This is a genomic window from Serratia sp. Ae19-1 (assembly GCF_059801225.1).
In genome coordinates, this window is the sequence record NZ_JBCHWD010000006.1 from 148,729 (window position 1) to 173,024 (window position 24,296).

The window sequence follows — 24,296 nt, forward strand, 5'->3', positions numbered from 1 at the left end:
CTCCTCGACAGGATAGTGATTGACCGTATGTGAACGGTAATCCATACCTGTTGGTTGAAAAATGAGGGGGAAAGAACTTTAATTTATACCTTATGTAATGAATCGGCAGAGAGAGATATGCAACGCCATTTTGATGACGTTCAGGTGGGCAGTATCGAGCTGTTTTGCCTGACGGTAGAAACCGGCAGCTTCACCGCAGCGGCCAATGCCGCCGGGATAACCCCTGCGGCGGTCAGCCGCTCGGTCGCGCGGCTGGAGGCGCGATTGCAGGCGAAGCTGTTTATCCGCACGACGCGCCAGATGCGCGTCACGGATGTCGGCCAGCGTTATTACCTGGAATGCCGCCGGGCGCTGAGCCAACTGATGGAGGCCGAGGCGAGAATTTCCGGCGAACGGGACAAACCGGTGGGCACGCTCAGTATCAGCGTGCCGACGCTGTATGCGCATTTTAGGCTGTTGCCGCGCTTGCCCGAGTTTGCGCATCGCTACCCCGATCTCAAGCTGAATCTGCACGTCAGCAATCAGAATATCGATTTCTCCGAAGATAAATTCGACGTCGCCATTCGCGGCAGCGAGCTGAACGACTCCGGCTTGGCGGCGCGGCGTCTGGAGGAGGCTGAACTGATCGTAGTGGCGACGCCGGGCTATTTGCAGCGCCACCCTGCGCCGCTCACGCCGGAGGATCTGGCCCGGCACGATTGCATTCAGTATGCGTTGCCCAGCACCGGCAGAAAAACCGCCTGGACGTTTAAGGTTCAGGGCGAAAATAGCAAAGTGGAAACTGCCGGACGCTGGCTTTGCCAGGAAGATTACCTCGCTACGCTGACGCTGGTGAAAAGCGGCGCTGGACTGATGCAGGTGTATCGCTTTACCGTCGAACAAGAGTTGAGCAGCGGGGTGCTGGTCGAGGTATTGAAAGATTACGCCGGCGCCTCGCGTCCCTTCATCCTGCTTTATCCCTATGCGCGCTTCGTCCCGCTCAAGGTACGGAAATTCATCGATTTCCTGACGAAAGCGTAGCCGCCAGCGCCAATACCGCTCCAGACACCGCCGCCGCCAACACCAGCCACGCCGGGGCCGCCCAACCGGCCGCGGCCACGATGGCGCTCAGTGCGATCGGGCCGATCACCTGGCCGAGATAGTTTCCCTGCATCACCAGCCCGAGGCTCAGCGGCAGCAGCGTCGGTTCCGGCGTCGCCACCGGCGTGGCGGCCAGAATGGTGGCGGGCAGTATGCCGGCGATGGCGCAGAACAGGAAACACAGCGGGATCAGCAGGCCGTTGGGCGTCATCGGCAGGAAAATGCCGATGCCGAAGACCCCGATCAACAGGCTGGTGGCGGCTAGCAGCGTTCTGGCGGGCAGGCCGCGCGACAGCAGCACGCCGGCGGCGAGGTTGCCGATGATGTTGGCGGCCACCGCCGCCGCGCTGATGCCGCCGGCGGCCGCCAGTGACAGGCCGATGCGCTGCATCAGGAAGATCGGCAGAAAGGTCATCACCGAGAAAAACTGCAGGTTGTATGTGGTGAACATCAGCGCCAGCAACAGCGGCTGACGCGCCCGCAGCATCGCTCCCAGCGCTTGCCGCAGCGGCAGAGACGGCGAGTGCGCGTCGGCGGCGCGGCGGGATGTGGTCAGCGGCAGCAGCAGGGCGGCCAGCAGCGTCAGCGCCGCACCGGCCTGCCAGCTCTGCTGCCAGTCGGCCAGATGTGGACCGAAAAACAGCGAAATGGCGATGCCCGCCGGCATAAAGGTGCTCCAGATGCCGAATACCAGGCTGCGCTGCGCCGGAGCGACGATGCGGTTCAGCACCGCCGGCGAAGCGACCACCACGATCACGAAGCCGAGCCCCTCGACAAAGCGGCTGACGATCAGCCCGCTGAAGTCGTGCAGCGTGGCACCAACGAAGCTGGCGGCGCTGATGATCAGCAGCCCGAGCGCCAGCAGGCGCCGGTCGCCCCAGCGGCGCACCAGCAGCCCGGCGGCGATGCCGGCGAACACCCCAACGAAGGGGAAGGCCGAGATGACCCAGCTGAGCGCCTCCAGCGAGCGGCCGAACTCGTCCTGCAGCGCCGGCAGCGCGATGGTGGCCTTGCCTACGTGCAGCGCCGCGGCGATGCCGGCGAACAGCACGTTGATGACGGCCAGCCAGGGCGTGGCGGCGGGGAGAACGCGGTCGATGGCGTCCGGTTTAATCGCGGTCATAACACTCTCCAGTAGCGGCAACGTCATCACTATGCCTCTGCGCTACGGCAAAGGCCGTTCAAATGCTGCGCTATCACGTGGGGAAACTATTCATTTCGAGCTTTATTGACGGTACGCCTTCGTTGTTTGGTGCGCCAGCGTGCCGCCCGGCGTGGACGCTCGCCCCCCTGCAGCGGTTTACTGTTCCGGCACGCAGCAGGCGTGTTGAATTCATTTTATAAGGAGCAGTGTATGTCAGAGATGATGAACGAGAGTGGAGCGCCGGCCATTGAATGGAGCTATGGCGGCCGGGGCGATGATATCAGCAGCAGCCTGAGCCTCGACACGGTTGAGGAGCAGCCGCAGGGCTTTCTGATGACGGTCGATCGGCCGGTGCAGATCTTTACAGAGGCGCTGTCGCCGATCATGGCCTTTGTCACGCTGCTGCGCCCGCTGTATGCCAAGACCAGCGAGGGCTTCCAGTTCGTGCCGGTTTCCAATCCCTGGACCGACGTGCAGCGCCTGCCGGCCAGCGCGGGCTATCTGGGGGTGCAGGTCAACGCCGGCCTGTTCTTCCACGGCGCCAAGCCGACGCACTATAAAGATCGCGACGGCCAGATGAAGCCTATCGACGGCGGCACTATTTTGCAGAACATCACCGTGCTGCATCAGGTGGCCCAGCCGCTGGGGCCTGGCGAAGGCGCGGTCTGAGCCGGCAGTGCTACCACGGGGCCGGACGCGGCCCCTTATCGCGCCTTGAAACCGTGCGCCGGTTGGGTAAAACTGGCTGCCTATTCAAGGAGAAGAGTATGTACAGCGACAACGAGAAAAAGTTTTATATCATCCTCAACCGCAATCACGAACCGGCCACGCTGTTTAACGCCTCCTGCCATCTGACGGCGGGCATCACCGATCTGATCGAACAGCGCGAGTTTCACCACTACCCGAGCAGCCTCGACGGCGTCAGCGCCAACATGAGCCATTATCCGATCGTGATCCTGCAGGCCAAGAACAGCAGCCAGCTCAGCAACCTGATCCTGAAGTGCAAGGAAGAGGGCGTGCTGTCCAACTTCTTCACCACCACCATGCTGTCGCATTCCGCCGAGCAGCAGATCGCCGACACCGCCAACACGCCTTACGAGCAGTTGGATTTCGTGGCGGTGGCGCTCTACGGGGATACCGAGCAGCTTAAGCCGCTGACCAAGAAATTCTCCGTCTATCGCTGAAAACACGCTATCTCAGACGCTGGCGCCGTCGTAGGCGTGGATCTGCAACGTATCCAGCGCAATGGCGGGCACACAGCGCAGGTTAACGGCGCACATCGCGGCGCCGTCCGGCGCGGTGCCGTAGGCGAAGGGCTGGGCGCCGCAGACTCGGCAGAACTGATGACGTATTTTGTGCTGATTGAAGGTGTAGGTGCTGAGCTGGTCTTCGCCGCTGTTCAGCGTGAAGGCTGCGACGGGAAAGAAGGACAGCAGCAGCCCTTTGCGGCGGCAGATCGAACAGTTGCAGCTGAGGGCTTCGGTAGGCAGTTCGGCGTCGACGGAGAAGGTGACGGCGCCGCAGTGGCAGCTTCCCTGGAATGACATGGCGATGATCCTGTGACAGGGGAGAGTGTTTGCCCAGTATAGTGCAATTTATCGTCACTCGGCCGCGCCGGGCGCGGTTTCCTTAGTAAATGCGCGGTTTTCTGTTAGGTTAGAGATTAACGTCATCAAAAGGAGAGCGCGATGTTAGAACATTACTACCCAGCGAATATGGGCGCCAAACCGGTCACGGACGAGCAGCACAAACGGCTGGTGGCGGTACAGGCGGCGCTGGAATTGATCAAGGCCACGCTGTCGGACACCAACGACGGCAACGGCGTGGACTTTCAGCTGAAGGCGGCGGAAAAGCATATCGGTCCGATGGCCGACGCCATTCAGGAAGCCCTGAAATAACGGCTTGTCGCCAGCTAAACCGTCCATACCGGGCGGTTTTTTTTTGCGCTGATTACTGCGATTTTTTTAGTAGCGCATTGCCTTTTTACCGGCTGGTGCGGCTGCCGGCGCGGCTCTACTCTGAAGATCCCAGTCATCATCAGGTGCCCGCCCATGTTTCGCTTCAGCCTATTTTCTGTCTTATTACCGCTCAGTCGGCGCGTCACCCTGCTGGCCGGCGTAACGCTGTTTTTCAGCGGCGTGCCGCCGGCAAACGCGACGCAACGCATCGAGTTTTCGCCGGATCCCGCCGGCGCCTACCCTGAGGGCATCGCCTGGAATGCGCGCGCCGGCGCGTTTCTGGTGTCCTCCCTGCGCGGTGGCCAACTTGGGTTAGTCTATCCGGATGGTCGCTATCGGCGTTTTTCCATCGGCAAGGGGTTAATCACTACCTCCGGCATGCTGGTGGACGCCGAGCGCAACCGGGTGCTGGTGTGCAACGAAGACGTGGGCGTGTCCCTCCACTCTGCCGCCGGCACGCGCAATCGCGTAGCGCAGGTGTTGGAGTTCAGCCTCGATACCGGCGTGCTGCAGCAGAGGTACGATCTTTCATCGCTAAGCCATGGCCCGACGTTGGCCAACGATCTGACGCTCGACGCGCAGGGTAATATCTACGTGACCGACAGCTTCCAGCCGCAGATTTACAAGATTGACCGTGCAACGCGCCAGGTGTCGATTCTGGTGCGTTCGGCGCGTTTGATGCCAGCCGACGTACCCGCCGCAGCGCAGGGTACGCAGCCTTATCTCAATGGCATCGTCTATCACCCGGACGGCTTCCTGATTGCGGCGGACTACACCCGGGGGCTGCTGTGGAAAGTGACGCTGGATAACGCGCTTGCGGTAAGTGCAATCAGGTTGCCGCAACGCTTAAAAGGGCCGGACGGGTTGCGGCTCAAAAACGCCAACGAACTGGTGATCGTACAGTCTTTTCCGGGGGAAAAGGGGAGCATGTCCGGTGACGTGACGCTGCTCTCCTCGTCCGACGGCTGGGCTAGCGCGCGTACCGCCGCGGTTGCCGCGCCGCCGGAATTGGATGGGCCGACCGGCGCCGCGCTGCGCGATGGCGAGGTGTGGGTGGTCAATTCCCGTTATCCCCGGTTGTTTGCCGACGTCGCTCAGGCGGAGAAAACCAGAACGTTCAGCATCGTCAAGGTTGCGTTAGAACAGCCTGCGCCAAAGGCACGCTGATCGACGCCGGTTGCCAACCCTGCCGGAATAGGATTAAATGCCGCACTGACTGTATAAATAAACAGGTGTGCTGCGATGAGTCTGATATTGAAGGGTGAAAAGATTGACCGTAACCGCTTTACCGGCGCGAAGATTGAAAACGGTAGCTTTATGCTGTGCGATTTTTCAGGCGCCGATCTGACCGGCACCGAGTTTATCGGCTGCCAGTTTTACGATAGCGACAGCCGGCAGGGGGGCAATTTCAGCCGCGCGATACTGAAAGACGCAAGTTTTAAAAGCTGCGATTTATCGATGGCGGATTTCCGTCACGCCGACGCGTTGGGCGTCGAGATCCGCGAGTGCCGCGCGCAGGGCGCCGATTTTCGCGGCGCCAGCTTTATGAATATGATCACCAGCCGCACCTGGTTTTGCAGCGCCTATATCACCAAAAGCAACCTGAGCTACGCTAACTTCGCCAAGGTGGTGCTGGAGAAGTGCGAGCTGTGGGAGAACCGTTGGCACGGCGCGCAGGTGCTCGGCGCCAACTTCAGCGGCTCCGATCTGTCCGGCGGCGAGTTCTCTGGTTTCAACTGGCGTGCCGCCGACGTTACCGGATGCGATTTGAGCAATGCCGAACTGGGCGAGTTGGATTTGCGCACCACCGATCTGCAGGGCGTCAAAATGGACAGCCACCAGGCCGCGCAGCTGCTGGAGCGGCTGGGGATCGCGATCATCGGCTGAGCAACTGCCGCAGCCCCAGTGCGATGATCAAGGTGCCGCAGGCGCGATCGATCCAAGCCTTGCTGCGGCGGTAGGCGCCGGCGACAGGCGCGTGCGACAACACCAGGGCGACCAGCCCGTACCACAAGCTGGCTATCACCGCGACTTCCAGCAGCATGGCGAAAAAAGTCGGCGTAGAAACATGGCTGGGTGCCGCTGATGAGAAGACGGCGGCGTAAAACGCAATGGATTTGGGGTTGGCGATGTTGGTGGCGATACCCTGCAAAAAGGCGGCGCGAAAACCGCTTTTTCCGGCGGCCGCTGGGGTGCCGGAAGAGGGCGCCGCCTGGGCGATAAGCCGATAGCCGAACCACATTAAATAGCCGGCGCCGGCGACTTTAATCGCCACCGCCAACCAGGGGAACAGGGCGAAAACCACGCCGATGCCCAGAAGGGCACTGCTCGCCCAGAACAGATTGACCAGCACAATGCCGGCCACTAAGGCAAACGCCTCTGCCCGGCGTGCGGAAACGGCTTTGTGAGCGACGGCGACGAAATTAGGGCCGGGGATCACCACGCCGACAATATACACGGTGAAAACGGCGAGTACGGCGGACATATCGACCATGAAAGATTGCCTGTTACAACAAGAGTACCGTTAGTTTTATAACGAATCCCGCACAGAATCCACTCGACCAATTGCACCGGCGTCCCGATGGCGGCCGGGGAGAATTACGCATGCGGCGCATGCCTGGGGCACCGAGGTGATAGCGCCCGTCGAGCGTTTGCCGAGGGGGCAGGCGAGCGACCCGGCGCTGGGCTAAACTTAAGGTGCATAAGAAACATGCGGCAAGGAGCGCCATCCTGTTCACGGTTTTGATGCGGAGGGCCGCCACTATGGCTTATCAGCATATCGTTGTCGCCACGGATCTCAGCGAAGACGCCGAGTTCCTGCTGGGCAAGGGCGCCAGGTTGGCCGCCGCGCTCAATGCCAAACTCTCCCTGATCTACATCGACATTCATCGCGCCGGTTATTACGTCGATCTGGGCGTGGGAGATTATAACTACACCGATCGCACCTTTTCGGAGCGGGTGAAGAACATGCTCAATGCGATCAAAGGGCAGTCGTCTTATCCGGTCGAAGAAGTGATCGTCAGCCGCGGCGCGTTGACGGAAGAACTGAACCGGGTGGCACAGGAAAAAGGGTTCGATCTGGTGATTTTCGGCCACCATCACGATGTCTGGAGCCGGCTGGTCTCTTCGGCTCGCCAGGCGATCAACGAGCTGAACGTCGATCTGTTGGTGGTCCCCATCGAGAAAAAATAGTCGCGGCCGCCTCTGGGCGGCTGCCGTTTTTCATTCGCATCGCTTATCTCTGTATGACCATAACCGCTGATTCGCAATAATTCCGCCGGCTGACAATCCGGCTTGTGAATAGTGACTTCCCGTAATTTTATTTTCTCTATCAGTATGTTGGCCAAAATCCGATAAAGGTTAACCCAGCGCATTGAAATAGCTGACATACCTCCTTTTGGTTAATAAACCGCACGTTTTGACTGGCTCTCAGGGGGACTGCGACTTATCCTCGGGTCATGAGATTTGTATGACTTATATAAATACGTTCACATGGAGGAGGTCTCATGCGTTTTGACAATAAAGTCGTGGTTATCACCGGTGCGGGCAATGGCATGGGGGAAGCGGCGGCGCGGCGTTTCTCCGCCGAGGGCGCGATCGTGGTGCTGGCCGACTGGGCCAAGGAAGCGGTAGACAAAGTCGCCGCTTCACTGCCGAAGGGCCGGGCGATGGCGGTGCATATCGACGTATCCGATCACGTCGCGGTTGAAAAAATGATGAATGAGGTGGCGGAAAAGCTGGGCCGCATCGACGTCCTGCTGAACAACGCCGGCGTGCACGTGGCGGGCAGCGTGCTGGAAACCAGCATCGACGACTGGCGTCGCATCGCCGGGGTCGATATCGACGGCGTGGTGTTCTGTTCCAAATTTGCCTTGCCGCACCTGCTGAAAACCAAAGGCTGCATCGTCAATACCGCGTCGGTGTCCGGCCTGGGCGGCGACTGGGGCGCGGCTTATTACTGCGCGGCGAAAGGCGCGGTGGTCAACCTGACGCGCGCCATGGCGCTGGATCACGGTGGTGACGGCGTGCGCATCAACTCGGTCTGCCCGAGCCTGGTGAAAACCAACATGACCAACGGCTGGCCGCAGGAGATCCGCGACAAGTTCAATGAGCGCATCGCGTTAGGCCGTGCGGCGGAGCCGGAAGAAGTGGCGGCGGTGATGGCGTTCCTGGCCAGCGACGACGCCAGCTTTATCAATGGCGCCAACATTCCGGTCGATGGCGGGGCGACCGCCTCGGACGGCCAACCGAAGATCGTCTAAGCGTTAACCCACAGGCCCGGCCAGGATGACCGGGCCTGCTATTTTAGACGCCGATACGATCGCGCAGCGTGTAGTAGGCCGCGCCGATGGCGGTGAACGGGATCTGCAGATTGCGCCCGCCGAAGAACGGCAGGTGCGGCAGCTTGGCGAAGGCGTCGAAGCGTTCGGCGTCGCCGCGCATCAGCTCGGCGATCAGCTTGCCCGCCAGATGGGTGCAGGTCACGCCGTGGCCGCTGTAGCCCTGCATGTAATATACGTTATTCTCCAACCGGCCGAACTGCGGCATGCGCGACAGCGTCAGCAGGAAGTTGCCGGTCCAGCGATAGTCGATACGCACCCCTTTCAGCTGCGGGAAGGTCTTCAGCAGCTTTGGCCGGATCAGGTTGTCGATGTCGTCCGGATCGCGCGCGCCATATACCACGCCGCCGCCGTACAGCAGGCGATGATCGGCGGTGATGCGGTAATAATCCAACAGGTAGTTGCAGTCCTCCACGCAGTAGTTCTGCGGGATCAGCGCCTGCGCGATCTCCGGCGCCAGCGGTTCGGTGGCCACCACCTGGGTGCCGCACGGCATGCTGCGCTTGGCCAGCCGCGGCTCCAGCTTGTCGCCCAGATAGGCGTTGCCGGCGACGATGACGAAGCGCGCTTTCACCTGGCCGTTGGCGGTGCTGATGAGCGCCGGTTCGCCGTGGCGGATGTTCGTCACCGCCGATTGCTCGAAGATGCGCCCACCCTGCAGGCGAATCGCCTCGGCCTCGCCCAGCGCCAGGTTGAGCGGATGGATGTGGCCGCCGCTGTGATCGAGCAGCGCGCCGACGTAGCGATCGCTGGCGACCTCCTGGCGCAGCCGATCCGCATCGAGCAGCTCGAGCTGAGTATTGCCGTAGCGTTCCCAGTTGCGCTTTTGCTCGATCAGCGCATGGAACTGCTTGTTGTTCAGCGCGGCGAAGATGCCGCCGGGGCGATAGTCGCAGTCGATGGCGTAGCGGCTGATGCGGCTGCGGATGATCTCCGCGCCTTCGAACATCATGCTGCCGAGCAGGCGGGCGCTTTCCGCGCCGTAGCGCTCTTCAATCACATCGATGTCGCGGCTGTAAGAGTTAACCAACTGGCCGCCGTTGCGGCCGCTGGCGCCGAAACCGATGCGCGCCGCTTCCAGCACCACCACGTCGTAACCGGCCTCTACCAGGAACAGCGCGGACGAGAGGCCGGTATAGCCGCCGCCGATCACGCAGACGTCGCATTCGATCGATTCATTCAATTGCGGATAGGGCTGATGAGCGTTGGCCGTGGCCGCATAGTAGCTTTTTACGTGTTCAGTCATGATGTAACCCTTATTCCAGCGAGATCCAGGTGGTTTTCAATTCGGTGAATTTGTCCAGTGCATGCAGCGATTTGTCGCGGCCGTTGCCGCTCTGCTTATAGCCGCCGAACGGCACGGTCATGTCGCCGTCGTTGTAGTTGTTGACGAACACCGTGCCGGCTTTCAGTTGGCGCGCCATGCGGTGCGCACGCGCCAGATCGCGGGTCCAGACCGCGGCGCCGAGGCCGTAGTCGCTGTCGTTGGCCAGCTGCAGCGCCTGTTGCTCGTCGTCGAACGCCGTCACCGCCAGCACCGGGCCGAAAATTTCATCGCGCGCCACGCTCATGGCGTTGTTCACCTGGGTGAGGATGGTCGGCCCCAGATAGCCGGCGTGGTCGCCCTGCGGATGGTCGCGCCCGTCGAGGAACAGCGCGGCGCCCTGGCTCAGCCCCCGATTGATATAGCCGGCCACTTTCTCGCAGTGGCCGCTGTCGATCAGCGTGCCCATCACCGTGGCGGGATCGAGCGGGTCGCCGGGGATGAAGGCCGCCGCGTGCTTGCGTAGCGCCTGCAGGAATTCTTGCTGAATGCTCGCTTCGACCAGCAGGCGAGTGCCGGCGATGCACACCTGCCCCTGATTATAGAAGATGCCGGCGGCGGCGCTGCGGGCGGCCTGATCGAGATCCGGGCAGTCGGCGAAGACGATGTTGGCGCTTTTGCCGCCGGCCTCCAGCCAGACGCGTTTCATGTTCGACTCGCCGGCATAGATCATCAGCTGCTTCGCCACCAGGGTGGAGCCGGTGAAGGTGAGGGCGTCGACGTCGCGGTGCAGCGCCAGCGCCTTGCCGGCGTCGTGGCCATAGCCGGGCACCACGTTCAGCACGCCGTCCGGCAACCCGGCCTGTTGCGCCAGTTTGCCGAGCAGGATGGCGCTCAGCGGCGATTTTTCGGAGGGTTTGAGCACCACGCTGTTGCCGGCGGCCAGCGCCGGGCCGAGTTTCCAGCAGGCCAGCAGCAGCGGGAAGTTCCAGGGCACGATGGCGCCGACCACGCCGATCGGTTCGCGCTCGATCAGCGCCAGCGCGTCGCGACCGGTGGGGGCGATTTCGCCGTACACCTTATCGATTGCTTCGGCGTACCAGCGGATGCAGCGGATAGCGCCCGGCACGTCGTCGCGCAGGCTGTGGCGAATCGGTTTGCCGGTGTCCAGCGTTTCCAGCAGTGCCAGCTCTTCGTGATGCTGCTCCATCAGCTCGGCGAAGCGCAGCAGCGTGGCCTTGCGCTGCGCCGGCGCGGCCTGGGCCCAGTCGCCGCGCTCAAAGGCGGCGCGCGCTGCGTTGACCGCCCGATCGATGTCGGCGGCTTCGCCGCGCGCGACCTGCGCCAGCTCACGGCGGCCGGCAGGATCTTCCACGGCGAAACTTTTCCCCGCGGCGGCCGGCTGGTAGCGGCCGTCGATAAACAGCTGGTGCTCAATCTTCAGGGCCTGCGCCCGTTGTTGCCAATACTGCAAATGGTGAAAGTTCATGCCTGGCTCCGTTGATCAGAATGTCGTCGGCGTATGGGCGCTGATAATCCGGCAAATGCGCGCCGACGTGTTGCTGAAACTGTGGGGGATGCCGGTATTGATGGCGTAGCTCTGCCCGGCCAGCAGGTGATAGCTCTGGCCGTTGACCTGCAGCACCACTTCGCCTTCCAGCAGCGTGCCGATCTCTTCCCCCTGGTGTTTGATGCGCTCACCGGTAGTGGTGCCCGGTTCGTAGGTTTCGATCATCATCGCCAGCGTGCGGTTCGGGTCGCCGTTGTGGATAAGCTTCATCGAAACGCCCTGGCTGCCGATTTCGATCAGATCGTCACTGCTTATCACGATCTGCGGTTCTGCCGGTTTTTCCGGCTCGGCGAAAAACGCCGACAGCGACAGACCGTATACCGTCAGCAACTTTTGCAGCGTGCTGATGGCCGGGCTGACCTTGTCCTGCTCGATAGTGCTGATGGCGCTGTGGGTTAACCCAGACAGTTCGGCGACCCGGCGCTGCGACAACCCCAATTGTTGACGGATCTGCGACAGACGTTTTCCCGGTGCCAAGCTGACGTCGCTCATGGGCGTTTTTCCTTTTGATAGTTCCGACAGGCGGTGATGAAACCATCAAACAACAGGCGCGACAGGGCGTACTCGTCGCTGTTCCACTCCGGGTGCCACTGCACGCCGAGCGCGAAGGGCTGATCGCGCACGCTGATCGCCTCCACCAGCCCGTCGGCGGCGTGCGCCTCGATGCGAATACTGGCGCCCAGGGTTTTGGCACCCTGGCCATGCAGCGAGTTCACCCAGAATCTGTTGCAATCCGGTATCAGTTGCGAAAGCAGCCCCCCTTCCTGAACGATCACTTCGTGGGCGGGGGCGTATTGCTGTTCCAGCGGCAGGTCGTGATCTTCACGATGCTCCAGCAGCTCGGGCAGTTCATACAGGCGGCGATGCAGGGTGCCTTGAGTGGCGACCACCATCTCTTGCATGCCGCGGCAAATGGCGAAAAGGGGAATGCGCCTGTCGAACGCCTGGCGGATCAGCGCCAGGCTCAACGCGTCTCGACCAGGATCGGCGTCAGGCTCATCGCCGTTTTCACCATAAAGGTGCGGCTGCACATTACTGGGGCTGCCCGGCAGCAAAATGCCGTCGAGGCGCGGCAACAGTTCCGCCAGCATTTCCGGCTCCGCCAGCGCGTGCGGCAGGGCGATCGGCAAACCGCCGGCGGTGATAACGGCATTCAGGTACTTTTCTTGCAAGGTCTGTGTGAGGTGCCCGTTTAACCTATACCTGCACATGACGACACCGATGACTGGTCTGTTAAATATATTGTCCATGCTATCCCCTTGGTACGTTCGAAATTATGAACGACAAGCTGCCATACCGCCTATTTCGTTCAATATTCTATAAATCTAGCAGTCGACTGGCCAATATTCAAACCAAAAGTAACACTTGCAAAACAAATTTGTTTCATCTACGTTTCATTTGTGGGCATTATATTGAACAATACGGTCAATAAACATCGACGACAGCAAAACACAAACGGCGGGTGAACCATGCAGACCAACATCGTAGAAGTGGAAAACTTTGTTCAGCACAGTGAAGAGAGACGAAGTAGCGCGTTCCAGCGCGAAGTGAAGAAGTACCTGGAACGTTATCCATTAACGCAACATGTCGACGTACTGTTGACCGATCTGAACGGCAGCTTCCGCGGCAAACGCATCCCGGTCGGCGGCCTGAGCAAGCTGGAGAAGGGCTGTTATTTCCCGGCGTCGGTATTTGCGATGGATATTCTCGGCAACGTGGTGGAAGAAGCCGGGCTGGGGCAGGAGCTGGGCGAGCCGGATCACGTGTGCGTGCCGGTGCCGGGCACGTTGACGCCGTCGGCGGCGGATCCGCAATATATTGCGCAGGTGCTGCTCACCATGCTGGATGAAGATGGCACTCCCTTTGACGTTGAACCGCGCAATGTGCTGAACCGAGTGTGGCAGCGTTTGCGTCAGCGCGGGCTCTCCCCCGTGGTAGCGGTAGAGTTGGAGTTCTATCTCATCGATCGTCAGCGCGATGCGGAGGGCTATCTGCAGCCGCCGTGTGCGCCGGGCACCCAAGAGCGCAACACCCAAAGCCAGGTCTATTCCGTCGATAACCTGAACCATTTCGCCGACGTACTGAGCGAGATCGACGAACTGGCGCGTTTGCAGGGCATTCCTGCGGACGGCGCGGTGGCGGAGGCGTCGCCGGGGCAGTTCGAGGTCAATCTGCATCATACCGACGACGTGCTGCAAGCCTGCGACCACGCGCTGGCGCTGAAGCGGCTGGTACGCATGGTGGCCGAGAACCACAACATGCAGGCGACCTTTATGGCCAAGCCGTATGAGGAGCACGCCGGCAGCGGCATGCACGTGCACATCAGCATGCTGAACGCGCAAGGCGACAACGTGCTCGCCGACGACGACGGTGAAGACTCGGCGCTGCTGAAACAGGCGCTGGCGGGCATGATCGCCCTGATGCCGTCCTCGATGGCGCTGCTGGCGCCGAACGTCAACGCGTATCGCCGCTTCCAGCCCGGCATGTATGTGCCGACGCAGGCTTCCTGGGGGCATAACAACCGCACCGTGGCGCTGCGCATTCCCTGCGGCGATCGCGACAACCACCGGGTGGAGTACCGCGTGGCGGGCGCCGACGCCAACCCGTATCTGGTGATGGCGACCATTCTGGCCGGCATCGTTTACGGCCTGGAAACCGCGCTGCCGCTGCCTGAACCGGTGACCGGCAACGGTCTGGAACAGGATGGGCTGCCGTTCCCGATCCGCCAGAGCGACGCGCTGTACGAGTTCGAACACCAGCCGGTGCTCAATGCGCTGCTGGGTGAACGCTTCAGCCACGTCTACCTGGCCTGCAAAACCGATGAGCTGGTGCAGTTTGAGCGCCTGATCACCGAAACCGAAATCGAGTGGATGCTGAAAAACGCCTGATCCCGCTCACCTGGCACTACCGCGCGCGTCCGGCGCATTTCATCGGCTCTCCTGTGGCCGGTGAGGCTGCGCGCTGCGGTACAGAATTTCTTCTATCACGGCGTACAGGACGCCGACGAGGAAATAACCATGACTCAGTCATCCCCATGCGCAGGCGTTTGCCTGTGCCGCAGTGCCTACGGGCCGGTCGCCGGCCGCCCGACAGTGACTCCAAACCGTTTTTCCCGCCGCCTGAACAGCAGTTTCCCCGCGGCCTCTCTGAATCACGTTGCACGGTTGACAGCAGAGGACCAAGAGGGGAACTGCCATGACGATTAAAGCCATCGACAGCGGCCCGGCGGGCAAACCGCAGCTGCGCAAATCCCTTAAGCTGTGGCAGGTGGTGATGATGGGCCTGGCCTATCTGACGCCGATGACGGTGTTCGACACCTTCGGCATTGTCTCCGGCCTCACCGACGGCCATGTGCCGACCTCTTATCTGCTGGCGCTGGCCGGCGTGCTGTTCACCGCCATCAGCTACGGCAAATTGGTGCGCCAGTTTCCCACCGCCGGCTCCGCCTACACCTATGCGCAGAAAGCGATCAACCCGCACGTCGGTTTTCTGGTGGGGTGGTCGTCGCTGCTGGATTATCTGTTCCTGCCGATGATCAATACGCTGTTGGCGAAGATTTACCTGACCGCGCTGTTCCCGGAAGTGCCGCCCTGGGTGTGGGTGGTGGGCTTCGTTATCCTGATTACCGCCATCAACCTGAAAAGCGTCAATCTGGTGGCCAACTTCAATACCCTGTTCGTGCTGGCGCAGGTGGCGATCATTCTGGTGTTCATCTATCTGGTGGTGCGCGGCCTGCACAACGGCGAGGGGATGGGCACGGTGTGGAGCCTGCGGCCGTTCCTCAGCGAGAACGCCCACCTGTTGCCGATCATTACCGGCGCCACCATTCTGTGCTTCTCGTTCCTCGGCTTCGACGCGGTCACCACGCTGTGCGAAGAGACGCCCGACGCCGCCAGGGTGATCCCGCGCGCCATCTTCCTGACCGCGCTGTACGGCGGGGTGATCTTTATCAGCGTGTCGTTCTTCATTCAGCTGTTTTTCCCGTCCATTCAACGCTTCCACCAGCCCGACGCCGCGCTGCCGGAGATCGCGCTGTACGTCGGTGGCAAGCTGTTCCAGTCGATCTTCCTGTGCGTGACCTTCATCAACACGCTGGCTTCCGGCCTGGCGTCACACGCCAGCGTGTCGCGCCTGCTGTACGTGATGGGGCGCGATAACGTGTTCCCGGAGAAATTCTTCGGCTATATCCACCCCAAATGGCGCACGCCGGCGCTGAACGTGCTGATGGTCGGGCTGGTGGCGTTGTCGGCGCTGTCGTTCGATCTGGTCACCGCCACGGCGCTGATCAACTTTGGTGCGCTGGTGGCCTTCACCTTCGTCAACCTGTCGGTGATCAGCCACTTCTTTATCCGCGAAGGGCGCAACAAAAGCTGGAAGGATCGCTTCAACTTCCTGTTCCTGCCGCTGGTGGGGGCGCTGACGGTGGGGGTGCTGTGGCTGAACCTGGAGAAAAGCTCGCTGACCATGGGGCTTATCTGGGCGACGCTGGGCTTCGGCTATTTGGCCTGGCTGACGCGGCGTTTTCGCCAGCCGCCGCCGCAGCTCGAGCGGCAGCCGCAGCAATAAAATCACAGGCGGGAATTTCCCGCCTTTCTTTTTGGCGTGTGCGGCAGTAGAGTGAAAAACTCGATAAAAAATAACCCATTGGACCTGTCTTATGCCCGCTTTGCCCTCGCGTACCCGCGCCACGCTGTTCGGTTTGTTGGCTATCGTGCTGTGGAGCAGCGTCGTTGGCCTGATCCGCAGCGTCAGCGAAGGGCTGGGGCCGATCGGCGGCGCGGCGATGATCTACAGCGTCAGCGCGGCGTTCTTGCTGGTGGCGCTCGGCGTACCGAAATGGCGCAGCTTTCCTCGGCCTTACCTGATCGTCGGCAGCCTGCTGTTCGTCAGCTACGAGATCTGCCTGTCGCTGTCGCTCGGTTATGCCAATACCCGCCTGCAGGCGATAGAAGTGGGCATGATCAACTACCTGTGGCCCTGTTTCACCGTGCTGATGGCGCTGGTGCTCAACGGGCAACGGGCGAAATGGTGGCTGCTGCCGGGGCTGTTGCTGTCGCTGTTCGGCATCGGTTGGATCATGAGCGGCGAGGGCGGCTGGTCGCCGGCGCAGATGCTGGCCAACGTGCGCAGCAACCCGCTCAGCTACGCGCTGGCGTTCAGCGGCGCGGTGATCTGGGCGCTGTATTGCAACCTGACCAAGAAGATCGCTCAGGGCAGCAACGGCGTGGTGCTGTTTATCGTGCTGACCGCGTTGGCGCTGTGGCTGAAGTACGCCTTCAGCACGGAGAACGGCATGCAGTTCAACGTCGGGGTGACCGTAACGCTGCTGTGCGCCGGGGTAGCGATGGGCGCGGGGTACGCCGCCTGGAACGTCGGCATTTTGCACGGCAACATGACGCTGCTGGCTACCGTCTCCTATTTTACCCCGGTGCTGTCAGCGGTGTTCGCCGCGCTGGTGTTGCACACCTCGCTGACCGTCAATTTCTGGCAGGGCGTGGCGATGGTCATCCTCGGTTCACTGATCTGTTGGCGGGCAACTCGCGGAAATTAACGGAAATTATCTGCCGTCAGCGCAATGTTGGACTAGAATTTAACTAGCCATGTTGCCTGAAGGAACGACGATGATGAGAAGCGACATTCAATTTATTCAACAACCCGATATCGACGCGCATCACTATGAGCGCGGCGATACCGTGCGCCTGACCACGGCGAATCTGCGGCACGAGTATCAGCTCGATGTGTATATTTTGCGCCGCGACGACAAGCTGATTTACGGTTCGGTCGTCGCGGCGGCGCCCAAGACCGATATTCCGGTCGCCAGCTGGGAGGTCAAAAACGGCGAAGAGGTGGCGTTCCGCCAGGAAAACATCGCCAAGGCGGTGCCGGCGGTGAACTGACTTCGCTGTGCGCGTTTTCCCCCGATTCTGATGAATGCCGACGTTTATGCGTCGGCTTTTTCTTTTCCACGTTGCGATGACGAGCAGGGTGACGCCCTGATGACATTTGGCTCAAAAACTGCGCTAAAAATCGATGTGCATGACAAAAATCACAGCGAATGTGAATTTGCATGAAACATAATTTGACAAATGTGAACGCAATCGATTACCTATTCGCGAAATGCGTAACTGGATCACAGATTCTTACAGTCAGTGGTTTCTATAATGCGCGCGTCATCCGAGTTTCTGTGTGAAGACAACGCCAGGTGTCGGCAGACTCATTGTCATCTTTTCTAAACGGGCAGGAAATGGCCCTTTAAGCATGTGGTAATAAAATGAAAAAAATAGCTCTCGCAGCAGGTGTACTGCTCGCAGCGTCTTACAGTGCATCATCAATGGCTGATAGCAAAGACAGTCAATATGTCTCCGACTGGTGGCACCAGAGCGTTAACGTGGTGGGCAGCTACCACACCCGCTTCGGACCGCAGCTGAACAACGACGTGTATCTCGAATATGAAGCCTTCGCCAAGAAAGACTGGTTCGATTTCTACGGTTACGTTGACGTGCCGAAATTCTTCGGCGTGGGCAACACGCCGGATCGCGGCATCTGGAACAAAGGTTCGCCGCTGTTTATGGAGATCGAACCGCGCTTCTCCATCGACAAGCTGACCGGCACCGATCTGAGCTTCGGTCCGTTCAAAGAGTGGTACTTCGCCAACAACTACATCTATGACCTGGGCCATAACGCCGACGGCCGTCAGAACACCTGGTACATGGGTCTGGGCACCGATATCGACACCGGCCTGCCGATGAGCCTGTCGATGAACATCTATGCCAAATACCAGTGGGAAAACTACCAGGCTGCCAATGAGAACAGCTGGGACGGTTACCGCTTCAAGGTGAAGTACTTCGTGCCGCTGACCCAGGTGTGGGGCGGCAACCTGAGCTACATCGGCTTCACCAACTTCGACTTCGGCTCCGATCTGGGCAAGGACAGCCACTGGGTTGACGGCACCGGCAAACAGGTGCGCACCGGCAACTCGATCGCCTCCAGCCACATTTTGGCGCTGAACTACGATCATTGGCACTATTCTTTCGTGGCGCGTTATTTCCATAACGGCGGCCAGTGGCAGGATGGCGCGGATATCGGTACGCCGCAGGGCCCGATCAAGTCTACCGGTTGGGGTTATTACCTCGTGGTTGGCTATAACTTCTGATTTTCCGTGTTATCAGAAACAGAAAACCCCGCCTGGCGGGGTTTTTTTTCGTCATCACTGGGCTTGTTCAACCGGGAGATGCTTCACCGGCATAAACAGCCTGCCTTTGATCACGTGACATTCATTATTTATCCAACTAATGATTTGTTCACGGCTGACGCCTTCCGACTGCGCATAACGATGAAGATCGCCGTTAAAGTGCCGAGTGATGTATTCCATGAGGGTCATTTGCACGTCTCTTGCTCCTGAACGCCCACCCGTTGCCAGACTGGCCACCGCGGGAGGTTGAGGTTTCTCAGACAGCGAATGTAAATTATCGGCAACTAAATCTCAACATAAAGCACCACATTGGTGCGGCGGAAAGGGTAAAAAGAGTCCCGCACGGAGAGGCGGGAAGTGTTCGCTATTATCATTATGGATGATAAGAATAAGATTTGAGGTGCGACGAAAAAGAGTACGTTAACTCTTTCTTGTTACTCTGCCAAATTAACGAAAGGCTTATTTTTCTTCAAGAAAAATCCGAAGTTGATTTCGGAATTTTCGAGGGATTTTGCGTCAGAGCAAGCTTTGGACGCGATCGCCGTAAAACCGCACCGCCATCTCGGAGTTTTCCTTATACTTTGTCTGGAAAAGGCCAACTATAGTAAACAGAGTCACCCATGCAGGAATACAGAACATGAACAAAGGTCGTACGACGCTTACGGTGTTAGCGCTGATTGCATCGCTGGGGTTGTCATCCGCACCGGCTTTGGCCGACAAAGGCGGTAACGGCAACGGTAACGGCCATGGCAACAGCGGTAACAACGGTAACCATGGCAATAACGGTAATCACGGCAATAATGGCAATCACGGTAACAAAGGCAATAAAGACCAATACGATAACGGCGTCTATCGCAACGACAACAATCTGATCACCGTCACCCTCTCGCGCGATCGCGCCCGTTCGCTGGCGCACAACCATGGGCTGACCGGCTACCGTTCGTTGCCGCCGGGCATCGCCAAGAATCTGGCGCGCGGCAAGCCGCTGCCGCCGGGCATCGCCAAAAAAGTGGTGCCGTACTCGATGCTGCGTGAACTGCCGCAGTACCCGGGTTATGAGTGGCGTATCGCCGGCGATGATCTGGTGCTGGTTGCGCTCAGCACCGCGATTGTGGCTTCCGTGATCAATGGCGTGTTCAACTAACGCCTGTGGAGCATGATCAGGCCTCGCTGCGGCGGGGCCTTTTTATTTGCCAGCGTCGGGCTGACGTGGTGAACTTTGTGCCTGACGTTTTCACTGCATGACATGATGATAAGGAGATGCCATGTTCAGGGCGTTGTTGATAGCTTGTTGTTTGACCAGTTTTCCGGCGTTGGCGGACGGCACCGCCGCTCTCGGCGAGCTGGTGAACCAACGTTTGTCGCTGATGAAAGACGTCGCCGGTTACAAGGCGCAGCAGCATTTGCCGATCGAAGACCTGGCGCAAGAGGCGAAGGTGTTGGCCAGCGCGCAGGCGGAGGCGGGGCGTTTGGGGCTGGAGCCGGCGTCGGTGCGGCCTTTTATCGCCGCGCAGATGGATGCCGCCAAGGCGATTCAGTACCGCTATCGTGCCGACTGGCTGGCGAGCCCGGAAACCGGTTGGCAACCGCGCCCGTTGGCTCAGGTGCGCGCGCAGATCGCGCAGCTGAGCAGCCAGATACTGCAGCGTCTGGCGGAGCGGCTGCGCGCCGGCCCACTCGACGAGGCGGATCGGGCGGCGTTTATGGCGTCCGTAGATCAGATGAATCTCAGTGCCGCCGACAAACGGCGGCTGGCGGATGCGCTGTTGGCGGTCAAAGCCGCGCGCGCACGCTGAGCGTCAGTCGCGGCCGACGGTGCTGCGACGGAAGGTCAGCATTCGGCTGCGGTTGGCGATGAGATCCACGTTGTAACCGCGGAAATAGAGGCAAAAGCGTTTCAACCACGGGCCGTCCTGGCACTCGACCAGCATGCGCCCCTGGCCCAACGGGCTGAGCGTGCCGGTCTGCGCCGCCGGGCCGACGCCGATATGCACCCGATCGCCGCAAATTTCAAAGGCGGTACGATAGTGCGGGTGATACCACAGCCCCTGTACATGCTTCAGGCAGTCGCCGTTGGCCGTCACCGGCAGGAAACGGCGTGCCACGTGGCCGACCTCGCCCTCGACCGCTTCGCCGGTCCACTTCAATTTGATTGGCATATGGGCGGACAGCGACACCGCATAGCCGTCCTCGCCCTGATACAGCGGTTCGCCGCTGCCCAGATAGGCCAGGTTGCCGTCTTTGACCTCCAGCCAGTGCGGCTCGGCCAGCGTGGCGTAGAGGCCATCGGGGATCGCCGCGCTGCGCTGCGGCAAAGGTTCGCCCAGCAGCGTCGCCATCACCTGTAAGACCATACCGAAGCTGTCGCAGTCTTCGCGGTTGGCCACCAGCGCCACGCCGGCCTGGCGGTCGGGCGCCAGCAGGAAATAGGTTTTGTAACCGGCGTGGGAGCCGCCGTGGCCCAGCAAGCGGCGGCGGCCCAGCGGCGTCTGCGCCAGCCCCAGGCCATAGGCGCTGAGCTGGCCCTGATTGAGGCGGCGCGGTGCGCTGAGTTGCGCCAGCACGCCCTGGCCGGGCCCTTCGTCGGCCAGCAGCGTCTGCAGCCAGCGGGTGAGGGCGTTGACGCTGCCGGTCAGGCTGCCGGAGGCGGAAAGGTGCAGGCCGGCACTGGCGTGCTGCCAGCCCTGCGGCGCCCGCCAGTAACCCGGCACCAGCCCCGGCACCACGTCGAACCAGCTTTCCGGCGCCCGCATTTGCACCTGCAGCGGTTGGGCGATACGCTGTTGCACCAGCTGGTCGAAATCAAACCCCTTGCTGCGCAGCGCCGCTTCCAGCAGCCGATAGCCGGTATTGCTGTAGGCGAGCTCGCTGCCGGCTTCATAGTTCAGCTTTTCCAGCCCCTCTACAAACTGCATCACCGGCTGCGCCTCGCTGACGGCGTGCAGCGATATGCCGAGCAAGCCGAGCGTTTCGCGCACGTCGGGCAGGCCGCCGGTCATGTCCAGCGCCTGGCCGACGGTGACGTCCGCCAACGCGGGCTGCAGAGCGGGCAACAGCTCACCCAGACGCTGCTCCAGCCGAATGGCGCGATCGGTGGCGTTCAGCGCCAGCGCGGCGAAGATGTGCTTGGTCACTGAGGCATAACGCACCACGCTGTCGGCGGTGAAGGGCGTATTTTGCGCCAGATCGGCCAGGCCGGCGCAGGCGGTGGCGCGGAGTTGTTCGGCGTCAAACAGGGTGATGGCGCCGCCGGGTTCACCACGCCGTTGCCAGCCGGCCAACAGTTGTTCGGCGACGGCGCCGGCAGCGCGCCAGTTTAACGGTGTTACAGACATAGGGCCTCCAGAGTGATGGTTCGAAACGGGCCAGCTCGGCCACACGCCGCCCGGTGCTGGTGAAGAGCGCGGGCTTTTCGGCTGATTGTGGCGCAGTGCGTTTTTCGTCGGCCGCTGTTTTGTGCGCTGTTTAGACCAGTTAGCGAGGAATCACGCGAAACTTTGATATAGAGCGCAGATTGCTGGCGGCGTTGCGGTTAAGGCGGGAGAAAAACAGGCGCCCTGCGGCACCTGTAAAGGGGGATTAATTCAGTCTGGCGGCGCCGTCCAACAGGCTTTCAATCATCTGCTTGAGCAGACGCTGCAGCGAGGCGGCGCGCTGCGGTTCAAACGCGTAAGGATACTGTTCGGACATGTAGTTCACCTGCACCAGTTCAAGCTGGATCGCATGCTGTTGCTGCTGCGGCTGGCCGTAGGCGCGGGTGATGTAACCGCCCTTGAAACGGCCGTTCAGTACGTGGGTGTACTGTTGTTGTTGCTCACAGCAGGCGACCAGTCGATCGCTCAGCGCCTGAGCGCAGCTTTCGCCGCCGTTGGTGCCGAGGTTGAGATCCGGCAGCTGGCCGTCGAACAGCCGCGGGATCACCGAGGCGATGGAGTGCGCGTCGAACAGCAGCGCATAGCCGTGCCGAGCTTTGAGGCGCGCCAGTTCGTTTTGCAACTGCTGATGGTAAGGCTGCCAAATCTGCTGCAGATAGCCGGCGCGTTCTTCGTCCGTCGGCGCTTGGCCCGGCAGGAAACTTGGGCGGCCGTCGAACAGCACGTCGGGATACAGGCCGGTGGTGGCGGTGGTGTACAGCGGCTTGTCGTCCGCCGGACGGTTCAGATCGATGACGAAGCGCGAATAGTTGCCGACCAGCACGCTGGCGCCCATTGCCCGGGCGAAATCGTACAGCTGCGGAATGTGCCAGTCGGTATCGGGCAGCGGACGGGCGTCGTCGGTCAGCCCGGCTTCGACCGCCGGTGTGAGTTGCGTACCGGCGTGCGGGATGCTGATCAGCAGCGGCAGGCTGCCGGTCTGGAAGCTAAAAGGATCGCGAATGGTCATTGACGTACTTCTCCTCGGAAAATCACCGTACAGGGCAGCTGGCCGCCCAACCAATAAGCCAGTTCCGCCGGCCGCGACAGCGGCCAGTGAACGAAGTCGGCTACCTTGCCGGTTTCCAGCGTGCCATGGCTGTGTTGCAGCCCCAGCGCTTTGGCGGCGTGGGTAGTGACGCCCGCCAGCGCTTCTTCCGGCGTCAGGCGGAACAGCGTGCAGGCCATGTTGATCATCAGGCGCAGCGACAGCGCCGGCGAGGTGCCGGGGTTGGCGTCGCTGGCGATCGCCATCGGCACGCGGTGCTGGCGGAACAGCTCCACCGGCGGGCACTGGGTTTCGCGCAGCAGGTAATAGGCGCCGGGCAGCAGCACCGCCACGGTGCCGGCGTCGCCCATGGCGCGGGCGTCTTGTTCGGTGGCGTATTCGAGGTGGTCGGCGGAGAGCGCGTGATGGCGCGCCGCCAGCGTGCTGCCGCCGAGCGCGGAGAGCTGCTCGGCGTGCAGTTTGACCGGCAGACCGGCGGCTTCGGCGGCGGCGAAGACGCGCTCCACCTGCGCCGGCGAGAACGCCAGATGTTCGCAGAAGGCGTCAACCGCATCCGCCAGGCCGGCGGCCGCGGCCTGAGGAATGATGGTGTCGCAGACCAGATCGATATAGTCGTCGGCGCGGTTGGCGTACTCCGGCGGCAGCGCATGGGCCGCCAGACAGGTGGTTTTCACCTCGACCGGCAGCAGCTCGCCCAATTTGCGCGCCACCCGCAGCATTTTCAGTTCGCTTTCCGGGCTGAGGCCGTAGCCGGATTTGATTTCCACGCAGGTGACGCCTTCCGCCAGCAGCGGCCGCAGGCGGAACAGCGCCTGCTCCAGCAGCTGCGCTTCGTCGGCTTCGCGGGTGGCTTTGACGGTGGAGATGATGCCGCCGCCCTGCGCGGCGATGTCGGCATAGCTTACGCCGTTCAACCGTTGTTCGAACTCGCCGCTGCGGTTGCCGCCGAACACCAGGTGCGTGTGGCAGTCGACAAAGCCGGGGGTGATGATGCCGCCGTCGAATTTCACCGTTTCGTCCGCGATCAGGCCTGGCGGCAGCGCCGCATGTTCGCCAATCCAGACGATCTTGCCGTCGCGCACGGCGATCGCGCCGTCGGTCAGGGTGTGATAGTTGCCGTCGCGCATAGTGACGATATCGGCGCCGTGCCACAGGCTGTCGCAGTGAATCTCAGACGTCATTGCTTTCCTCCGCCGGAGCCGCAGCTCCCACATGGTTGTATATACAATTAAAAACAACCTAACGCATTCACCGGGATGTCACAAGAGGCGGGCGAGATTTTGTTATCAGGATGTGATCGACAGCGGAGATGCGGGCGCAGGGCGC

General features: G+C 61.0%; 26 protein-coding genes. 15 read left to right on the forward strand and 11 right to left on the reverse strand.

Features of this window, described 5'->3' with window-relative positions; translation table 11 throughout:
• Positions 1-117 precede the first annotated feature (117 nt).
• The gene (locus AAIE04_RS18005; protein ID WP_498577467.1) at positions 118-1,020 is read left to right on the forward strand and encodes a LysR family transcriptional regulator; all 903 of its coding nucleotides are present in this window, start codon (positions 118-120) and stop codon (positions 1,018-1,020) included.
• Here AAIE04_RS18005 and AAIE04_RS18010 read toward each other — a convergent pair.
• Complete coding sequence (locus AAIE04_RS18010; protein ID WP_074054431.1) at positions 995-2,203, reverse strand: MFS transporter; 1,209 nt, start codon at positions 2,201-2,203, stop codon at positions 995-997. The two genes, AAIE04_RS18005 and AAIE04_RS18010, sit on opposite strands and share 26 nt — an antisense overlap.
• A 231-nt stretch (positions 2,204-2,434) precedes the next feature.
• Between AAIE04_RS18010 and AAIE04_RS18015 the strand changes: the two genes are divergently transcribed.
• The gene (locus tag AAIE04_RS18015) at positions 2,435-2,893 is read left to right on the forward strand and encodes a hypothetical protein (RefSeq protein ID WP_019454825.1); all 459 of its coding nucleotides are present in this window, start codon (positions 2,435-2,437) and stop codon (positions 2,891-2,893) included.
• Positions 2,894-2,991: 98 nt separating this feature from the next.
• Positions 2,992-3,408: a DUF2000 domain-containing protein gene (locus AAIE04_RS18020; RefSeq protein ID WP_004941246.1), complete on the forward strand. Its 417-nt coding sequence runs from the start codon at positions 2,992-2,994 to the stop codon at positions 3,406-3,408.
• A gap of 12 nt (positions 3,409-3,420) precedes the next feature.
• Here AAIE04_RS18020 and AAIE04_RS18025 read toward each other — a convergent pair whose 3' ends face one another.
• Positions 3,421-3,771, reverse strand: a complete 351-nt coding sequence (locus tag AAIE04_RS18025) for a GFA family protein (RefSeq protein WP_019454826.1) — start codon at positions 3,769-3,771, stop codon at positions 3,421-3,423.
• Between the two features lie 141 nt (positions 3,772-3,912).
• Between AAIE04_RS18025 and AAIE04_RS18030 the strand changes: the two genes are divergently transcribed.
• The 3 genes from AAIE04_RS18030 to AAIE04_RS18040 all read left to right on the forward strand — a co-directional run bounded on the left by AAIE04_RS18030 (position 3,913) and on the right by AAIE04_RS18040 (position 6,069).
• Complete coding sequence (locus AAIE04_RS18030; protein WP_025160266.1) at positions 3,913-4,122, forward strand: hypothetical protein; 210 nt, start codon at positions 3,913-3,915, stop codon at positions 4,120-4,122.
• A 153-nt stretch (positions 4,123-4,275) separates the two neighbouring features.
• Positions 4,276-5,349: an SMP-30/gluconolactonase/LRE family protein gene (locus AAIE04_RS18035; RefSeq protein ID WP_498577468.1), complete on the forward strand. Its 1,074-nt coding sequence runs from the start codon at positions 4,276-4,278 to the stop codon at positions 5,347-5,349.
• Between the two features lie 75 nt (positions 5,350-5,424).
• Positions 5,425-6,069, forward strand: a complete 645-nt coding sequence (locus tag AAIE04_RS18040) for a Qnr family pentapeptide repeat protein (protein WP_498577469.1) — start codon at positions 5,425-5,427, stop codon at positions 6,067-6,069.
• Here AAIE04_RS18040 and AAIE04_RS18045 read toward each other — a convergent pair.
• Positions 6,059-6,676 carry a LysE family translocator gene (locus tag AAIE04_RS18045; protein ID WP_019454830.1) on the reverse strand — a complete coding sequence of 206 codons (618 nt, stop codon included), beginning with the start codon at positions 6,674-6,676 and terminating at the stop codon, positions 6,059-6,061. The genes AAIE04_RS18040 and AAIE04_RS18045 overlap by 11 nt on opposite strands.
• Positions 6,677-6,945: 269 nt before the next feature.
• On the opposite strand from AAIE04_RS18045, the gene AAIE04_RS18050 reads away from it, so the two are divergent.
• Both AAIE04_RS18050 and budC read left to right on the forward strand, forming a co-directional pair.
• Entirely contained in the window at positions 6,946-7,374 is a 429-nt protein-coding gene (locus AAIE04_RS18050; RefSeq protein ID WP_019454831.1) for a universal stress protein, read from the forward strand.
• A gap of 314 nt (positions 7,375-7,688) precedes the next feature.
• On the forward strand, positions 7,689-8,444 hold the full coding sequence (gene budC / locus AAIE04_RS18055) for a meso-2,3-butanediol dehydrogenase (RefSeq protein ID WP_016928044.1): 756 nt from the start codon (positions 7,689-7,691) through the stop codon (positions 8,442-8,444).
• Positions 8,445-8,487: 43 nt separating this feature from the next.
• Here the strand turns inward: budC and AAIE04_RS18060 are convergent, their stop codons facing one another.
• The 4 genes from AAIE04_RS18060 to puuD are packed head-to-tail and all read right to left on the reverse strand — an operon-like array spanning position 8,488 to position 12,606.
• On the reverse strand, positions 8,488-9,768 hold the full coding sequence (locus AAIE04_RS18060) for an NAD(P)/FAD-dependent oxidoreductase (protein ID WP_019454832.1): 1,281 nt from the start codon (positions 9,766-9,768) through the stop codon (positions 8,488-8,490).
• 10 nt (positions 9,769-9,778) lie between these two features.
• The gene (puuC, locus tag AAIE04_RS18065; protein ID WP_498577470.1) at positions 9,779-11,275 is read right to left on the reverse strand and encodes an aldehyde dehydrogenase PuuC; all 1,497 of its coding nucleotides are present in this window, start codon (positions 11,273-11,275) and stop codon (positions 9,779-9,781) included.
• 15 nt (positions 11,276-11,290) lie between these two features.
• The gene (puuR, locus tag AAIE04_RS18070) at positions 11,291-11,848 is read right to left on the reverse strand and encodes an HTH-type transcriptional regulator PuuR (RefSeq protein WP_019454834.1); all 558 of its coding nucleotides are present in this window, start codon (positions 11,846-11,848) and stop codon (positions 11,291-11,293) included.
• Complete coding sequence (gene puuD / locus AAIE04_RS18075) at positions 11,845-12,606, reverse strand: gamma-glutamyl-gamma-aminobutyrate hydrolase (RefSeq protein ID WP_025160264.1); 762 nt, start codon at positions 12,604-12,606, stop codon at positions 11,845-11,847. The genes puuR and puuD overlap by 4 nt, the downstream gene beginning before the upstream one ends.
• A gap of 219 nt (positions 12,607-12,825) precedes the next feature.
• Here puuD and AAIE04_RS18080 point away from each other — a divergent pair, with 219 nt between their 5' ends.
• The 5 genes from AAIE04_RS18080 (at position 12,826) to AAIE04_RS18100 (ending at position 18,509) form a co-directional block, all read left to right on the forward strand.
• A complete protein-coding gene (locus AAIE04_RS18080) occupies positions 12,826-14,244 on the forward strand; it encodes a glutamine synthetase family protein (RefSeq protein WP_019454836.1) in 1,419 nt (472 codons plus the stop codon).
• Between the two features lie 307 nt (positions 14,245-14,551).
• Entirely contained in the window at positions 14,552-15,922 is a 1,371-nt protein-coding gene (locus AAIE04_RS18085) for an APC family permease (RefSeq protein WP_309531155.1), read from the forward strand.
• 91 nt (positions 15,923-16,013) lie between these two features.
• Positions 16,014-16,907, forward strand: a complete 894-nt coding sequence (yddG, locus tag AAIE04_RS18090) for an aromatic amino acid DMT transporter YddG (protein WP_074054426.1) — start codon at positions 16,014-16,016, stop codon at positions 16,905-16,907.
• A 73-nt stretch (positions 16,908-16,980) separates the two neighbouring features.
• The gene (locus tag AAIE04_RS18095) at positions 16,981-17,253 is read left to right on the forward strand and encodes a hypothetical protein (RefSeq protein WP_025160263.1); all 273 of its coding nucleotides are present in this window, start codon (positions 16,981-16,983) and stop codon (positions 17,251-17,253) included.
• A 374-nt stretch (positions 17,254-17,627) separates the two neighbouring features.
• Positions 17,628-18,509, forward strand: a complete 882-nt coding sequence (locus AAIE04_RS18100) for a nucleoside-specific channel-forming protein Tsx (RefSeq protein WP_025160262.1) — start codon at positions 17,628-17,630, stop codon at positions 18,507-18,509.
• A gap of 54 nt (positions 18,510-18,563) precedes the next feature.
• Here the strand turns inward: AAIE04_RS18100 and AAIE04_RS18105 are convergent, their stop codons facing one another.
• Positions 18,564-18,743, reverse strand: a complete 180-nt coding sequence (locus tag AAIE04_RS18105; protein ID WP_025160261.1) for a hypothetical protein — start codon at positions 18,741-18,743, stop codon at positions 18,564-18,566.
• A 442-nt stretch (positions 18,744-19,185) separates the two neighbouring features.
• Here AAIE04_RS18105 and AAIE04_RS18110 point away from each other — a divergent pair, with 442 nt between their 5' ends.
• Together AAIE04_RS18110 and AAIE04_RS18115 are read left to right on the forward strand one after the other, a co-directional pair.
• Positions 19,186-19,692, forward strand: coding sequence for an anti-virulence regulator CigR family protein (locus AAIE04_RS18110; protein ID WP_019454842.1), 507 nt, complete (start codon positions 19,186-19,188; stop codon positions 19,690-19,692).
• A gap of 121 nt (positions 19,693-19,813) precedes the next feature.
• Positions 19,814-20,344 carry a chorismate mutase gene (locus tag AAIE04_RS18115; protein ID WP_498577471.1) on the forward strand — a complete coding sequence of 177 codons (531 nt, stop codon included), beginning with the start codon at positions 19,814-19,816 and terminating at the stop codon, positions 20,342-20,344.
• A 3-nt stretch (positions 20,345-20,347) separates the two neighbouring features.
• Here AAIE04_RS18115 and AAIE04_RS18120 read toward each other — a convergent pair whose 3' ends face one another.
• From AAIE04_RS18120 to hutI, 3 genes are all read right to left on the reverse strand, one after another.
• A complete protein-coding gene (locus AAIE04_RS18120) occupies positions 20,348-21,883 on the reverse strand; it encodes a serine hydrolase domain-containing protein (protein WP_498577472.1) in 1,536 nt (511 codons plus the stop codon).
• A gap of 244 nt (positions 21,884-22,127) precedes the next feature.
• Complete coding sequence (gene hutG, locus AAIE04_RS18125; protein WP_498577473.1) at positions 22,128-22,931, reverse strand: N-formylglutamate deformylase; 804 nt, start codon at positions 22,929-22,931, stop codon at positions 22,128-22,130.
• A complete protein-coding gene (gene hutI / locus AAIE04_RS18130; RefSeq protein ID WP_154747034.1) occupies positions 22,928-24,151 on the reverse strand; it encodes an imidazolonepropionase in 1,224 nt (407 codons plus the stop codon). Before hutI ends, hutG begins: the two co-directional genes overlap by 4 nt.
• Between the last annotated feature and the right edge of the window lie 145 nt (positions 24,152-24,296).

Coding starts and splice junctions, on each gene's coding strand:
- AAIE04_RS18005 (WP_498577467.1), top strand. CDS start 118: ATGCAACGCCATTTTGATGACGTTCAGGTGGGCAGTATCGAGCTGTTT.
- AAIE04_RS18010 (WP_074054431.1), bottom strand. CDS start 2,203: ATGACCGCGATTAAACCGGACGCCATCGACCGCGTTCTCCCCGCCGCC.
- AAIE04_RS18015 (WP_019454825.1), top strand. CDS start 2,435: ATGTCAGAGATGATGAACGAGAGTGGAGCGCCGGCCATTGAATGGAGC.
- AAIE04_RS18020 (WP_004941246.1), top strand. CDS start 2,992: ATGTACAGCGACAACGAGAAAAAGTTTTATATCATCCTCAACCGCAAT.
- AAIE04_RS18025 (WP_019454826.1), bottom strand. CDS start 3,771: ATGTCATTCCAGGGAAGCTGCCACTGCGGCGCCGTCACCTTCTCCGTC.
- AAIE04_RS18030 (WP_025160266.1), top strand. CDS start 3,913: ATGTTAGAACATTACTACCCAGCGAATATGGGCGCCAAACCGGTCACG.
- AAIE04_RS18035 (WP_498577468.1), top strand. CDS start 4,276: ATGTTTCGCTTCAGCCTATTTTCTGTCTTATTACCGCTCAGTCGGCGC.
- AAIE04_RS18040 (WP_498577469.1), top strand. CDS start 5,425: ATGAGTCTGATATTGAAGGGTGAAAAGATTGACCGTAACCGCTTTACC.
- AAIE04_RS18045 (WP_019454830.1), bottom strand. CDS start 6,676: ATGGTCGATATGTCCGCCGTACTCGCCGTTTTCACCGTGTATATTGTC.
- AAIE04_RS18050 (WP_019454831.1), top strand. CDS start 6,946: ATGGCTTATCAGCATATCGTTGTCGCCACGGATCTCAGCGAAGACGCC.
- budC (WP_016928044.1), top strand. CDS start 7,689: ATGCGTTTTGACAATAAAGTCGTGGTTATCACCGGTGCGGGCAATGGC.
- AAIE04_RS18060 (WP_019454832.1), bottom strand. CDS start 9,768: ATGACTGAACACGTAAAAAGCTACTATGCGGCCACGGCCAACGCTCAT.
- puuC (WP_498577470.1), bottom strand. CDS start 11,275: ATGAACTTTCACCATTTGCAGTATTGGCAACAACGGGCGCAGGCCCTG.
- puuR (WP_019454834.1), bottom strand. CDS start 11,848: ATGAGCGACGTCAGCTTGGCACCGGGAAAACGTCTGTCGCAGATCCGT.
- puuD (WP_025160264.1), bottom strand. CDS start 12,606: ATGGACAATATATTTAACAGACCAGTCATCGGTGTCGTCATGTGCAGG.
- AAIE04_RS18080 (WP_019454836.1), top strand. CDS start 12,826: ATGCAGACCAACATCGTAGAAGTGGAAAACTTTGTTCAGCACAGTGAA.
- AAIE04_RS18085 (WP_309531155.1), top strand. CDS start 14,552: ATGACGATTAAAGCCATCGACAGCGGCCCGGCGGGCAAACCGCAGCTG.
- yddG (WP_074054426.1), top strand. CDS start 16,014: ATGCCCGCTTTGCCCTCGCGTACCCGCGCCACGCTGTTCGGTTTGTTG.
- AAIE04_RS18095 (WP_025160263.1), top strand. CDS start 16,981: ATGAGAAGCGACATTCAATTTATTCAACAACCCGATATCGACGCGCAT.
- AAIE04_RS18100 (WP_025160262.1), top strand. CDS start 17,628: ATGAAAAAAATAGCTCTCGCAGCAGGTGTACTGCTCGCAGCGTCTTAC.
- AAIE04_RS18110 (WP_019454842.1), top strand. CDS start 19,186: ATGAACAAAGGTCGTACGACGCTTACGGTGTTAGCGCTGATTGCATCG.
- AAIE04_RS18115 (WP_498577471.1), top strand. CDS start 19,814: ATGTTCAGGGCGTTGTTGATAGCTTGTTGTTTGACCAGTTTTCCGGCG.
- AAIE04_RS18120 (WP_498577472.1), bottom strand. CDS start 21,883: ATGTCTGTAACACCGTTAAACTGGCGCGCTGCCGGCGCCGTCGCCGAA.
- hutG (WP_498577473.1), bottom strand. CDS start 22,931: ATGACCATTCGCGATCCTTTTAGCTTCCAGACCGGCAGCCTGCCGCTG.
- hutI (WP_154747034.1), bottom strand. CDS start 24,151: ATGACGTCTGAGATTCACTGCGACAGCCTGTGGCACGGCGCCGATATC.